The 13500-nt window shown below is 63.6% G+C and carries 10 protein-coding genes; 4 read left to right on the forward strand and 6 right to left on the reverse strand.

Annotated elements, in window-relative coordinates:
- Positions 1-36: 36 nt before the first annotated feature.
- The 4 genes from ROH8110_RS10665 (at position 37) to ROH8110_RS10680 (ending at position 5169) form a co-directional block, all read left to right on the forward strand.
- A complete protein-coding gene (locus ROH8110_RS10665) occupies positions 37-2490 on the forward strand; it encodes a calcium-binding protein (protein WP_085817713.1) in 2454 nt (817 codons plus the stop codon).
- 98 nt (positions 2491-2588) lie between these two features.
- Positions 2589-3563: a DUF2793 domain-containing protein gene (locus ROH8110_RS10670; RefSeq protein WP_085817714.1), complete on the forward strand. Its 975-nt coding sequence runs from the start codon at positions 2589-2591 to the stop codon at positions 3561-3563.
- 146 nt (positions 3564-3709) lie between these two features.
- On the forward strand, positions 3710-4447 hold the full coding sequence (locus tag ROH8110_RS10675; protein WP_085817715.1) for a glycosyltransferase family protein: 738 nt from the start codon (positions 3710-3712) through the stop codon (positions 4445-4447).
- Between the two features lie 20 nt (positions 4448-4467).
- On the forward strand, positions 4468-5169 hold the full coding sequence (locus ROH8110_RS10680; protein WP_170156477.1) for a sulfotransferase family protein: 702 nt from the start codon (positions 4468-4470) through the stop codon (positions 5167-5169).
- Positions 5170-5207: 38 nt separating this feature from the next.
- Here the strand turns inward: ROH8110_RS10680 and ROH8110_RS10685 are convergent, their stop codons facing one another.
- From ROH8110_RS10685 to pseF, 6 genes are all read right to left on the reverse strand, one after another.
- Positions 5208-7268 (reverse strand): tetratricopeptide repeat protein, encoded by a 2061-nt coding sequence (locus ROH8110_RS10685; RefSeq protein WP_139837405.1) that lies wholly within the window; start codon positions 7266-7268, stop codon positions 5208-5210.
- A 411-nt stretch (positions 7269-7679) separates the two neighbouring features.
- On the reverse strand, positions 7680-8729 hold the full coding sequence (gene pseI, locus ROH8110_RS10690; RefSeq protein WP_085817718.1) for a pseudaminic acid synthase: 1050 nt from the start codon (positions 8727-8729) through the stop codon (positions 7680-7682).
- Positions 8730-8747: 18 nt separating this feature from the next.
- Positions 8748-9812, reverse strand: a complete 1065-nt coding sequence (pseG, locus tag ROH8110_RS10695) for a UDP-2,4-diacetamido-2,4,6-trideoxy-beta-L-altropyranose hydrolase (RefSeq protein WP_085817719.1) — start codon at positions 9810-9812, stop codon at positions 8748-8750.
- Positions 9805-10506 carry an acyl carrier protein gene (locus tag ROH8110_RS10700; protein ID WP_085817720.1) on the reverse strand — a complete coding sequence of 234 codons (702 nt, stop codon included), beginning with the start codon at positions 10504-10506 and terminating at the stop codon, positions 9805-9807. The genes pseG and ROH8110_RS10700 overlap by 8 nt, the downstream gene beginning before the upstream one ends.
- A 15-nt stretch (positions 10507-10521) precedes the next feature.
- A complete protein-coding gene (locus ROH8110_RS10705; protein WP_085817721.1) occupies positions 10522-12795 on the reverse strand; it encodes an HAD-IIIC family phosphatase in 2274 nt (757 codons plus the stop codon).
- Positions 12792-13490 (reverse strand): pseudaminic acid cytidylyltransferase, encoded by a 699-nt coding sequence (gene pseF, locus ROH8110_RS10710; protein ID WP_085817722.1) that lies wholly within the window; start codon positions 13488-13490, stop codon positions 12792-12794. The genes ROH8110_RS10705 and pseF overlap by 4 nt, the downstream gene beginning before the upstream one ends.
- Between the last annotated feature and the right edge of the window lie 10 nt (positions 13491-13500).

Raw genomic sequence — 13500 nt, forward strand, 5'->3', positions numbered from 1 at the left:
TGCGGGCACTCTTTCACCGGTGGTGAGGGACGTGTCATGGAGTTTACGCAAGAGAGCCACAGCCTTGGCGATGCCGGTGCGCATACCGCCATCGTGCCGCGGATCGCGCTGACGAAAACCGGCCCGGCCGCGGTGCCGGCGATCAGCGTCTCGGTTCTGTCGGGCGTCGGGCTGGAGGAGAGCGTCTATCGGCTGAACCCGACGGGCGCATTGATCTTCGACGAGGTCGCTTCGCAGCCGACCGGCTATGTCTCGCCGATGATTGCCGGACGGCGCTATCACCTGCTGGCCGCCGGGCTGGAGACATTGCAGGATCAGGGCGACAAGATCAGTCTCTATTCGGCCCAAAGTGGCCACTACGGCGATCTGCTGGCGCTGGTGCATGCGCCTGTCGGCGCGCAGAGTTACCTGGTGGCCGCCGCGCCGGATGGCGCGGGGCTGTCGGTGCTGAAACCGACGGTGCAGGGCGGGCTGACCGAGGTCAGCTACAGGCCGGATGACGACGACAGTTACATGCGCGCACCGGTGGCGCTTGCGAGCATGGTGCTCGGGTCGGGGCGCTCGATGGTGTTCACGGCGTCCTATGGCGAGGTCGGGATCAGCGCCTTTCAGGTGAGTTCGAGCGGCGGGCTGGTGCTGTGCGCGTCGCTGGGGATCGAGGAGGGCGATACATCCTATCGGCCCAGTCACCTTGAGGCGCTGACATTCGCCGGGCGCGACCTGTTGCTGGCAGGGTCGTTCGATGCGGGCGCGATCACGGTGCTGAATGTCGGCGCGACCGGCGCGCTGCGGGTGCTGGACAGTGCCGTTGACGGACGGATGACCCGTTTCGGCGGCCTGAGCGCGATGAAGGCAATCGTGCATGACGGGCAGGCCTATGTGGTGGCGGGCGGCGCGGATGACGGGCTGAGCCTGTTTCAGCTGTTGCCCAATGGCCGGCTGGTCCATCTGGATACGATTGCCGACAGCCAATCGCTGGGGCTGAACAATGTGAATGCGCTGGCCCTGACGGTGGCGGGCGGCACGCTGCATGTCTTTGCCTCATCGGAGCGCGAAGCGGGGCTGACGCATCTGAGCGTCCCCATCGCGCCGGGATGGGAGGCGGTGACGGGCACGGGCAATGCCGATGCGCTGATGGCGGGTGCCGGTGGCGGTGTCATCTGGGATGGCGGCGGCAGCGATACGATGACGGGTGGCGCGGGGCAGGATGTGTTCGTCCTGGTGGTGGATGGCGCTGCAGACGAGATCAGAAACTTTGAATTGGGCCGGGACAGGGTCGATCTGACGGCATGGCAGGGGCTTTACACGACGCTTCAGATCGGGGTCGAGACGCTGGAGGACGGTGCCCGCATCACCTATGGCGACGAGGTCCTGACCCTGCGCACGTCAGCGGCCCAACCGCTTGGGTATCGGGATTTCCTGGAAACCGACATCCTGGGAATCGTGCCGATCTGGCGACCAGAAGACCTGTTGGAGCCGACCGATTGGCATGACCACCTGACCGGGGGCGAGGGCAACGACACCATACGCGCCATGAATGGCAACGACACGGTCATCGGACTTGGGGGTCATGATCTGATTTATGGTGAAGGCGGGCACGACCTGTTGCAGGGGGGTCTTGGGAACGACACGCTGCGCGGCGGCACCGGGATGGACACGCTGTTTGGTGGCGATGGCAACGACAGCCTGTTGGCGGAGAGCTCGTATGATGAGCTTCATGGCGGTGCGGGCAATGACACGCTGCGCGGCGGGACCGGGGCGGATACGCTTTTTGGCGACGAGGGCGAGGATTCACTGTTGGGCAATACCGGGGTCGACGAGATTCACGGCGGGGCCGGGAATGACTGGATCAGCGCCGGCGAAGGGGCGGACCTGGCATTTGGCGATGCGGGCGACGACACAGTGATCGGGCGCAGCGCCTATGACACGCTTTTTGGGGGGGACGGTCATGACCGCCTGTTTGGCAGCGAGGGGGAGGATTCCCTTTTTGGTGAGGCTGGGGATGACTACCTTTCGGGGGGATTGGGGTTCGACTGGCTGGACGGCGGGGACGGGGAGGATTCGCTTTATGGCAACCAGGGGTCGGATTACCTGACGGGCGGTGCGGGTAATGACGAACTTTATGGGGCGACGGGTAACGATACATTGTCGGGAGGCGATGGTGATGATCTGATCTATGGCTCACAGGGGCTGGACGTGATCGAAGGCGGTGCTGGCGATGACACGCTGTTTGGCGGCAGCCTGGAGGATCAGTTCGTCTTTCGCCGCGGACATGGGCAGGACCAGATCGGGGATTTCGAGGCGGCGCATGACCTGTTGATTCTGGACCCGGACCTGGTGGATGGCGAGACCGACGCGATGGCGATCCTTGATGCCTATGCCACTGTCGGGGACGGTCATGTGCTGTTCGATTTCGGTGGCGGCGACATGATCGAGATCTCGCTCTACCTGGGCATCGGGGACCTGGCGGATAACTTCGCCTTTCTGTGAGCGGTAAATGCGGGGTTAACCGGGCGGGCCTTGCCGTCATGGTTTCTTAGGGTCCGGGGGTGACGTTGCTGCGATGTCATCTCTGAAGTGGGAAAACCATGTCCAATACGTCGCCCAACCTTTCCTTGCCCTATATCCTGCCGTCTCAGGCGCAAAAACACGTCACGCATAACGAGGCGCTGCGCATCCTGGACACGCTTGCGCAGCTGTCGGTGCTGGCGGCGGACCTGACCGCGCCGCCCGCAAGCCCGGCGCAGGGGGATCGCTATATCGTGGCGAGTGGCGCGAGCGGTGACTGGGCGGGACAGGATGGTGCGGTGGCCAGCTTTTTCGGTGGGGGCTGGATCTTTCATGAGGCGGCGCCGGGGTGGCTGGCGCATGACCGTGCGGCGGGGCGAATCCTGCATTTCGACGGAACCGGGTGGTTGCCGCTGCCGGGGCCTCAGGTGCTCGAGAATATCGAGCGCGCGGGCGTGAACGCCACGGCCGATGGAATCACGCGGTTCAGCGTGCGATCCGAAGCGAGCCTGTTCAGCCATGAAGGTGCGGGGCATCAGCTGAAGATCAACAAGGCCGGTGAGGCGGACACCGCGAGCCTGCTGTTCCAGACCGATTTCGAGGGACGCGCCGAGCTTGGGCTGGCCGGGCAGGACGACTTCTCGATCAAGGTGTCGCCGGATGGCAGCGGCTGGACCACCGCGATGAGCGTCGAACCCGCGCGGGGGATCTGCCGGATGCCATGCCTGCAATCGGGGATCATCGAGATCGCCAACGACAATGTGGGCACGATCACGCCGCCGGGGGCGGGGGGGTTCCTGTTCCTGACGATCGTGGATTCGGTTTATTCGCAGGCCCCGCATTCGGGCATTTTCGTCTATGATACGGGGCTGACCCCGTTGTTGCAGAGCATGACGCTGGCGTCGTCGATGACCAATCTGGGAACGACGATCCTGACGGGAACGAGCGGCACCTCGGGGCGCAGTTCGGTCGCGGTGGGGCCGGGTGTTATCATGATCGAGAACCGTTTCGGATCTCAGCGGCAATACTCCTACACATTCATCGGCAGCGACTGACGGACCGGATTCAGCGCCCGGGCGCGACGACGCAGCCGTGGACGACCTAAAGGCGTTTGCTATAGGGTTATAGCAAGTAAAAGTTGTTCGAGGTGTTGCGAGTGTCGGGTCGGGTATCGTGTGAAGATCACATTCTCTGCGTCGCCGTGTCGACGGTCGGGACGGGCCTGCATGGCATCGTGTTGCCGCCGCCTTCGCCACGGCTGAGGTTTCTGGTGCTGGTTCAGACGCCAGTGCCTGACGGGGGCGATCCCTTTGAGGTGCGCGGGGATGTCGAGACCCTGTGGTTGGACACGGTCGGGCTGTCGCAGAGCCGCAATGCGGCGTTGCTGCATGGCAAAAGCGCATTCCTGGCCTTTGCGGATGACGATATGCGGCTTGATCCCGGTGGGCTGATGCGGCTTGCGGATCATCTGGCTGCAAATCCCGACCTGGATTTTGCGGCCGGGTGGCGCGAAGGCCGTTTGCCGGTCAGGGGCGCGCGGGCAGAGCGGCACCGGCTGACCCTGCGCAACAGTGGCCGCGTCTGTGCGCCTGAGCTGATGATAAGGCGCAGCGCGGTGACGGAGCGGGGCATTTCTTTTGACACCGGTTTCGGGAAAGGCGCACGATACGCGCTTGGCGAGGATTACGTGTTTGTCGCAGACATGCTGCGCGCCGGGTTGCGCGGCGAGGCGCTGCCGGTGGTGGTGGGCGCGCATGAGGGCCAGAGCAGCGGCGAAATCTGGCACGATACCGCGATATTGCAGGCGCGGCTGGCCGTGCAGAGGCGGGTCTTCGGGCGATTGGCGCCGCTGGTATATCCTCTTTACGCGCTGAAGCATCGGCGCGATCTTGGGGGGATACGCGCGACGTTGCGGTTCGCGTTGGGGCGTGCGGGATGATCGGCGGGTTTGCAAGGCGCTTGTGGCGCAGGCCCGCCAGTGGCCACAATCCGCGCCATGTGATCCTGTTGCCGCGCCACGGGATCGCTTATGTCCGGGTGCCCAAAGCGGCCAATTCATCGGTCAAGGCGGCACTGGCGCTGGCTTTCAGGCTGCGCAGCAAGGTGGATGCGCCGGTGTCGCAGGACCGGTTCTGGAACCACGTGGCCGAGGGCGAGGCCTTGCGGCTGACGCCGGGGAGGTTCGTGAGCGGCGCATATGCCGCGCGATGCTGGACGTTTACCTTTGTGCGTCATCCGGTGGCGCGGCTTTACTCGTGCTGGAACAACAAGGTGATCGAGAACGACGGCCTGAGCCCGGCCTTCGAGCGAATGGGCGTGCGCCCCGGCATGAGCTTTGCCGATTTCGTGCGCGCGGTCGAAGACACGCCGGATGATCGGGCCGATATCCATGTCTGTTCGCAAGCCGCGATCCTGGAGTTTCGCGGGCGATTGGTGGCGGATTTCGTCGGCCGGCTGGAAACCATCGACGCGGATTGGGCGCGGATCAGTGATGAGATCGAGGCCCGGACCGGCGTTGCGCTTGGGCCGATGCGGCGCAGGAATGTGCGGGGCATGGCGATGCCCGGTATCGCCGAGGACCTGCCGGATGACGTGCTGGAGCGGATCGCGCGGCGATATGAGAGGGATTTCGCTCTGTTTTATCCGCAGGATGGCGCTTGACCGCAAAACCCCGCTTGTCGAGTGGGCGAACGTATTGCTCAATTCAGTTTCGAATCTCTGGCGTTACTTCTTTGCTGAAGCAATTCGGCAGCGCGGGCGACGGCGTTCTCCTTGGGCCATGGCGCATCGGGCGCGGCTGACCGGGCTGCTGGCAGGTCTGGCCTGATGATCCGGGAATTCCATGTGATCCGGTCGAAATCCTTGTCGCTGTCACCCAGCCGCAATCCGAGAGCCTCGGGGGATACCCCGAGCAACCAGCACTCTGTTCCGACCGCTGCGGCGATTTCATATGAGCTTGAGCTGATACCGATCACGAGATCGAGCTGGGATGTCACCGCGGCCACGGTTTCGAGATCATTGCGCCAATCGACATCATCCAGAAGGCGGATACCGTTGCTCTTGCAGAATGCCGCTTCGTCCTCTGAAATGTCGTATTGCAGGCTGTAGAGGACGGCACCCTTGACCTCGAGGAGCGGCGCAAGCTGTTCGATCTTGAGGTATTGCCGCGACCGGCGCGCATTCTGCAACGCGCTGCGCCATATCAAGCCGACCTTCAGAGGCGCGGCGGCGCCGTTGGCCCTGAATCTCATGCGGGATTTCCATTTGCGGACCAGTTTCTGATCGGGCTTCAGAAAGGCGCCGGTGCCTGCGCCCTCGGTGCATGGGGCGCCGCCCGGCTGGCGCAGCCAGCGACCTGCCACGAGATCCTGCTGGAAGCGCAGGCGATCAAATGTGGGAATCCGGTCGAACAGATCCTGCGAGATGATGCGGGCAAAATCCACGTTGTCGATCCCGCTTCTGTTGTCTTCGACCTTGATGGGCAGGTCGGGCCATCGCCTTGTGACAGCGATGAATTCATGCCGGGGGAAGCTTCGGGAGAGGAGCCCGTGCAAGCGTGGCTCACAAGTGATGACGGCCCTGCAGTTTTCAGGGAGCATCCGGTAGCCATAGGCATAGCGCACTTCATCGCTGACTCCGTCATCGCCAAGCACGAGAACCGATTTCTGCTCGAGATCCGCGAGTTCGGGTTTTTCGAGAACATTGTATTGCGCCGGGAACTTGGTGGCGAGATAGACGCAGGTCTGCTTTTGCAGCTTGGCCCTGTATCCTTCCATATATTGCCCCTTGAACCACATGACCTGACCCGCTTCGACGTCATGGAAACCGGACCGCCCCAGTTTGTCCCGGCGCGTGAAGACCGGGTTGTGTTCATTGCGATAGCGGATCAGCTCATCGGGCCCGCTCATTTCCGGATAGCGTTCCAGTCCGATCTGAAGAAGCGTTCGGTAGGCAAGCACTTGTTGCGGAGCCTCTTTCACGACGAGCTTGAGGTCAGCCTCGCTTTGCGCACTGTTGCCCGCGGCATGATGCGCGAGACCCCGCACGAGAAATGCCAGAACCGGTCCGTTTTCCCGTTCTATGTGCGTATCCAGAATGGCGAGTGCGGCATCGACCTCGTCAAGTGAAAGAAGAACCCATGCTCTCTGGACCGGATCGAGGCGCGTGATGTTCTCGGCCGGGGCGTCATCGGAAGCGAGCCTTATCATTTCCTGTGCGAATTCCTCGGCGTCGGGACGGTGTTGGCGCAGGCGCTGCACCATCTCCGCAACCTGGCGTGTCACAAGTTTTTCGTGTCTTGCGATCTCGAACGCGTTGGCGAGGCGGGCGTCATCCTGATCGATCCAGGCGCAGGTCGCTTCGAGCACAAACAGCTTGCCTGAGCGGCGGAAGCGGGGATGGTAGAGCTGCAAAAAGGCCTTGAGCTTGGCCAGCATGTTGCTCTCATAGAGATGCTGGGCGTAGATCTCGGCGAGAAGCTGGTGGCTGGGAAGCGTCCGGAAAAGGATATCGCTGAATTCCATGAATTCCGCGTCGGAATGGCCGTGCCGATACAGCCGATAATATTCCACAGTCGCTTCGAGTATGTGCTCGGGAAATGCCGCGCGGCGCCTCTGTACGAGATCGAGAGCTTTGCGCGTGTCGCCCTGCGCCTGCGCAAGCCTTGCTGCGGTGATCAGGTAGAGCCGGAACCCGTTCTGGCTCAGGTCGCGGACCTGCATGCGGTCCAAGGAAGCGGCGGCGTGCTCGTATTTACCCATTGCCAGATAGAGGTCCGCAAGAGCATGCCAATGCTTGTTTACGCGCATCGGATCGGGAATCAGTTCGAGTGACGAGAGGGCGGAACGGAGATAGCCTCTTCCCTGAAAATCCTTTGAAACCTTTAGCAGCAGCTCGCGGGATTCCTTTTCCGAGGGGCTCGGTGCGGGAGGATTGGGCGGTGGGCCTGGTCGAACCGCTGCGATTTTCGGCGCGGGAGGGCGCGGCGCGGGGCCTGGTTTCAGCGGCGCGGGTTTGGGCGGCGGCGGGACCAACTTGTTGATCGCCGGTTTCAAGAGAGACCTGAGTCTGCGCTTCGCGCTGGCGGTTGCGTCAATCATGGGCATTTCTCACGGTTGGTGGAAAGAACGTGTTCACGCGGTGAGGCTTGGCATGGGACGCCGCGACACCACTCATTGCGCCACCAGCCCCCATGAGAGCGGCGTTCCGGCCTTGATGTGGGTGCTGGCGCGGCTTTGGAGGAGTGAATCATAGTGGCGGGTGTGCAGCCCGGTCGCGGGGCGGATGGAGCGCAGGTTCTCGGGGGTGAAGGGCGTGCCGGCGGGGATGTCGCGGACGGCGAAGAGCGATCGGCGAAAATCGCGCGAGCGCATCTCCTGGGTGGTCGGCTCATAGCGGATCTGTCCGATGGCCCTTTCGGCGGCGCGGACATCGGCGACCATCGCGGCGAATTCCTGCGGCTCCATCGAGAAGGCCGAATCCGGGCCGCCATCGGCGCGCGACAAGGTGAGGTGCTTTTCGATCACGCAGCCACCCAGCACGGTTGCCGCGACCGGCGCGATGCTGCCGGGCGTGTGATCCGAGAGCCCGACAACGGTGCCGAACAGCTGTGCCATATGCGGCAGGGTGGCGAGGTTGGCCTCGTCGATGGGTGCGGGATAGGCGGCGGTGCATTTGAGCAGGATGATCTGATCGCAGCCCGCTGCGCGGGCGGTCTGCACCGCTTCGTCGATTTCGGACAGGGTGCCCATCCCGGTCGAGATGATCATCGGCTTGCCCAGTCCGGCGACACGGCGAATGAGCGGGATATCCACCAGTTCGCTGGACGCGATCTTGTAGGCGGGCACGTCGAGGCTTTCCAGAAACTCGATGGCGGTCGCATCGAAGGGGGTGGAAAAGGCGAGGAGCCCGAGGTTGCGCGCATGGTCCATCAGGGGTTTGTGCCAGGCCCAGGGCAGGCTGGCCTCTTGATAGAGCTGGTAGAGGGTCTTGCCCTCCCAGATCGTGCCGTCGACGCGAAATTCGGCTGAATCAGAGTCGAATGTCAGGGTGTCTGCGGTGTAAGTCTGCAGCTTGATCGCATCCGCGCCGGCATCGGCGGCGGCTTCGACGATGCGCTTGGCGCGCGCGAGGTCGTGGTTATGGTTGGCCGAGAGCTCGGCGATGATGAAACTGGGATGACCGGGGCCGATGGGGCGGTTTGCGATGGTGATCGTATCCATGGCGTCATTCCTCATGTCTTACCGATTGGCGGCCAGCGCATCGCACAGGATGCGGGCCATGTTGCGCGCGCCGTCGGCGCCGCTCAGCTGCGCGGCACGTTCCGACAGAAAGGCAAGATCGCCGGGGGCGTTCCTGAACAGCGACAGATGAGCGGTGAGGGTCCGGGCGTCATGCCCGTGGCGCAGGTCGATGACCAGAGCGGCACGTTCGCGTGCCATGACGCGGCCCACATGCAGCTGATTGTCGGCGACGACCAGGAGGATCGAGGGCAGGCCAAGCATGTTGCGCTCCCATGTCATGGTGCCGCCTGCCCCGATTCCAAGATCGGCCCGGCACATGAGCTCGGCCACGTCGGGTGTGTCCACATGCAGGGCGACGCGCGGGCCAAGCCGCGCGGCCGCAGACCGAAGGCGAGGAAGTTCAGGTGAAACAGAGCCTGATATCACGTCAATCGCCACATCGGGAAGCGTCGCGGCCGTCACGTTCAGCAGCGAATGGGTCAGGCCCTGCGGATCGGTTCCGCCCATTGCGATCAGCACCCGGTCGAGCCGGTCGCCGCGTGCCTTGCGGGCTTTCAGGCAGGTGTCTCGCCGCTGATGGAATTCGGGCCTGACGATCTGGTAGTCGCGACCCAGATGGATCGCGGTCTGCGGGGGCACCAGGCTGGCATAATCGGCGGGGCTGCGGCCAAGATTGATGTCGAACAGGATGTCCCAGTCGAGCGGACGGTTGGCCAGATCGTCGATGCCCGAAAGATGCGGGGCGATGCTTCGATAGAGCTGGTGATCCGTGGCATTGAGCCCGTAGTGATCGAAGAAGACGCCAGCAATCCCTTGCGGGTAGCGGTCTGCGAGCAGCGTGCGCGCGCCCGCCTCGTCGGTGACGGGGTGCACCGCAGCGAAGGAATGGAGCGCGTCCGGGAAGATCTCGGACGCCTCGGGATTGCACAGGAGAACCGGGGCAAGCCCGCCCCTGCGCAGGTGATCCGCAAGCAACCCGACGCGGCGGATATGGCCCGATCCGATTGCGGCGGAGCCGTCGGCGCGGATCGCGATGATCGGGGCGTTGTTCATGTCAGCCATCGGAGATGTCTCCGATCGCGGCGAGGAAGGCGTCGTAGCTTCTGAGTTCGCCCAGCATATAGGAGGGCAGTGTCACATCGAGGCGGCGCTCGACCTCCATAATGAGGCGCATGTGTTGAAGGGAATCCCAGCGGTCGACCTGATCGGCGCGCCAATGAGCGGGATCGGTGGGCAGCGCCCCGGCAAAGATGCTGGCGAAGGCGTCTTGCAGCGCCTGCACGGTGTCAGGGTCAGCGCCGGCGGCAGGGGTTGCATCGAGCGGCGGCGCGAGGGTGCCATAGGCCTCGACCAGTTCAAAAAGGCCATGCGCGGGATGTTTCAGGAAGGCGACGCGCCGTCCGTCACAGGCATCGTCGGGCTTTGCTGGCGCGACGATGTGACAACCCGATCGCCCGGCAATGGCCAGCGCGGCGTCGAGATCGGCAACGGCATGGCAAAGGTGAGAGGCACCGCCTCCGCCTGCGACATGGGCGGCGATGGGCGAGTCGCCGTCTTGGGGCAGGCCGCGGATACCGACGCAGAGGTCACCCCCGAAGCCGACGAAGAGGAAATGCACCTTCTGCGCCGCGTTCCAGCCGGGGCCGCGCAAGATGCGCGCATTGGGCATGGCGAGGTAATGCCGGGCTGTATCGTGGAAACGGTCGGTGGTGATGGCGACATGGTCGACCCAGAGCACGCCGATCTCTGCAAACATCTTGAACCTCGCAAACTACACGTCAGAGATGTATGCGAACCAGTCCGGAAACGCTATAGGGTTGTCGAGCGCGCGCGCGAAGACCCCGTCCGGCTGTGCGATGAAATCGTGGCGCTCATAGACATCGCGGCAGGGCTGGTTGCGCTCGGTATCGATGATCGGGCCAAGCAGCGTGGCGCAGCCGTGCGCCTTGGCGCGACGGCATATATCGGCCAGGACCGCCGTTTCGACACCGCGACCGAGCACACGGCAGGACATGACGAAGTTCTCGATGCGCGCCGTGTCGGGTGCCGTGGCGCCGTAGGTCACAACCAGCACCGCGATCACCTCGTTCGAGCCGAATCTGTCTTCGATCCGCACGGTCAGGATATCGCCGTTTTCGGCCATAACAGTGTCTAATTCCTGCTCCGAATAGCGGATCGTGGTGGTGTTGAACTGATTGGTCTTGGCAAACAGCTGCATCGCCCGCGCACGGGTGGAATCGCGCATGGTGGCGATCTCGATCTTCATGCCCAGTTTGCGCAGGAAGCTCTGCTTGTCGGGGGCGCTTTGCTCGACTTGCAGGATCTGCTGGCGAATCCTGTATTTCGCGGCGCGGTCCCGGTCCTGATCGAGCAGTTGCAATGCGCAAAGCGCCGGGTGGCTGGCAAGAAAGCGGGGCCACTCGGCCACGTCGGCGGGCATTTCGGGGACGATCACGCCGGGCAGGTTCTGGCGCACCTCCTCGCGTTCCATCGGGTTGTCGTCGATGAACATGAGCGATCCCGGTCCAAGGTCGATCTCGGCGGCGATCTCGGCGATGTTGGCGGATTTCGGGGACCAGTTGATCCGGTGGGCCAACAGATCGTCCTCGCGCAGGATCATGTCGGGATGATCGCGGAACGCGGCCAGCGCGATGTCTTCGGTGTTCTTGCTGCACAGAGTCAGGACAAGGCCGCGACCGGACAGGGATTTGACGAAATGCTGAAACGTGGTGAACTGGTTGCCGGGATAGTCGCTGCCAAGCTGGATGCCGAAGGTGCCGTCATCGCCGATCACCCCGCCCCAGAGCGTATTGTCGAGATCGAGCACCAGCGCCCGCGCCGTCAGCCCGTGCAGCGCCATCAGCGCGCCGGTCAGCAGGTGGTGATAGGCGTGGGTGAAGCGCGGCCCATAGGGGAAGCGGCCCATGAGCCAGTACTTGCCCGGATCGGCGGCGTCATGGCCGATCTGTTCGATGACCCGCGACACTGGCAGAAGGGTGCAGTCGGCCAGTGCGGCGCAGGTTTCGGCCAGATTTCGGTTCATCCGGTCGATGGCGGCGCTCAGAGCGCCTTGCCGGGCGGTCATGTCATGCAGGCTTTGCATTTGCGGGCGCACGAGATGCAGGTCGTGAACGATGAAATGCCCGCTCATTGTGCCGCGCAAATGTCGGATATTGTCCAGATAGGCGGCAAAGCGGCTCTCCATCCCGTCGATCTGTGTCTCGGTGGCGGGGGCGAGGGGCGGCAGGAAATCCTCGGCCCGGTCGCAGAACACCAGGTAGTCGGGCGGGTTTACCGCCAGATCAGAGCCGGGTGTGAGCAGATCCAGCATCCCCTGCCCGAACGGGGGCACGATGGCCTTGAGACGCAGGGGGCAATGAGCCGCGATGCTGCGGGACAGGTCGGCGGCGATCTCGTCCCAGTTGGCCGCACCGATGAGGGCGAGGCGGGGGAGTCGAAACGGATGGGGATCATCGGGCAGCGCCATTTCAAGAACCTCTGGCGACATGACCCGTGCCTTGACACTTGAGAAGCTCCGCGCGGTCATTTCCTTGATCACAAGGTCATGGGCTTGGGCCTTTGGGTAATTTTCAGGTGAAACAGTCTCGAATCCCAAGCGTTCGTGCAGCATCAGAACCGAGTGATTGCCCGCCTTGGTGTCACAAAGCAGCCGCTCAAGATGCAAATGCTCGAACGCGTAGCGGAGCGCGATGGCCTCGACATTCATCCAGATAGCGAGTTCGTCTTCGCCAGGCGCGATCCTGTCGGTCAGATAGAACCCCCACCACGCCGTCCCGTCCGGAGTGATGTCGAAGAAGGTCAGCACCGCGACCGGTATGTGACCCTGCTCGAGAATGAACAGCCGCCGGGTCGGGTCCGATCTGGCGCGGTCCCACCACTCTGCGTGGGTTTCCGGTGATATCTCGTCCTGGTGGATCATCGAGGCGCGCACATGCGGCTGGTTGCGCCAGCGCCGGATATCCTCCTTGTCGCTATCAACCGCGATCCTAAGCGTGAAGCGTTCGAGGGTCTGATCGAGGCTCATGTCGCGGGCTCCCTTGATGCGATGCGGCGGGCCATCAGCGCGCGGGCGATCTCGAGATCGGCGGGCAGGTCTATGTCGATGGCTTCGGCCGGGGACAGCGCGATGCCGCGGGTGCGGCTGTTCCAGACGGTCTGGCCGTCAAGCCAGGCGCGGCGGCGCCCGAACACGAATTGCGCGGCATCATGCAGGCGGCGCGGCAGATCCTGTGTGCGGGTGCGGGCATGTTCGGGGGTGATCATGCGGACGATGCCGTCTTCGAGCGCGACTGCGCGTTGCGGGGGATGTGGGTAGGGAAGGAGCGACAGCACGAAATCGTCGTCTTGCGCCGCCTGCGCAGCGAGCTGTGCGGCGCGCGCGAGGGTCGCGGGCTCAAGCAGGAGCGCGGTGGCGTAGATCATGCAGATCCAGTCATGACGCGGATCGGCGGCCTTGGTGAAATCGCGCATCACCGCATCGAGCGGGGTGTGATCATCCGAGAGATCCGGCGCGCGCAGGCCCGGCACATGGGCGCCGGCGGATTCTGCGATTTCGGCGATCCCGGGGCAATCGGTGCTGACCACGACCGCGTCGAAGGCATGGGAGGCCAGCGCGTTGGAAATGGTCCAGGCGATCATCGGGCGGCCGCAGATATCGGCAATGTTCTTCTGTGGAACGCGCCTTGATCCTGCTCTGGCTGGAATGACTGCGATTGCCATGATGCACCTC

Source organism: Roseovarius halotolerans, from assembly GCF_900172255.1.
Taxonomy (GTDB): domain Bacteria; phylum Pseudomonadota; class Alphaproteobacteria; order Rhodobacterales; family Rhodobacteraceae; genus Roseovarius; species Roseovarius halotolerans.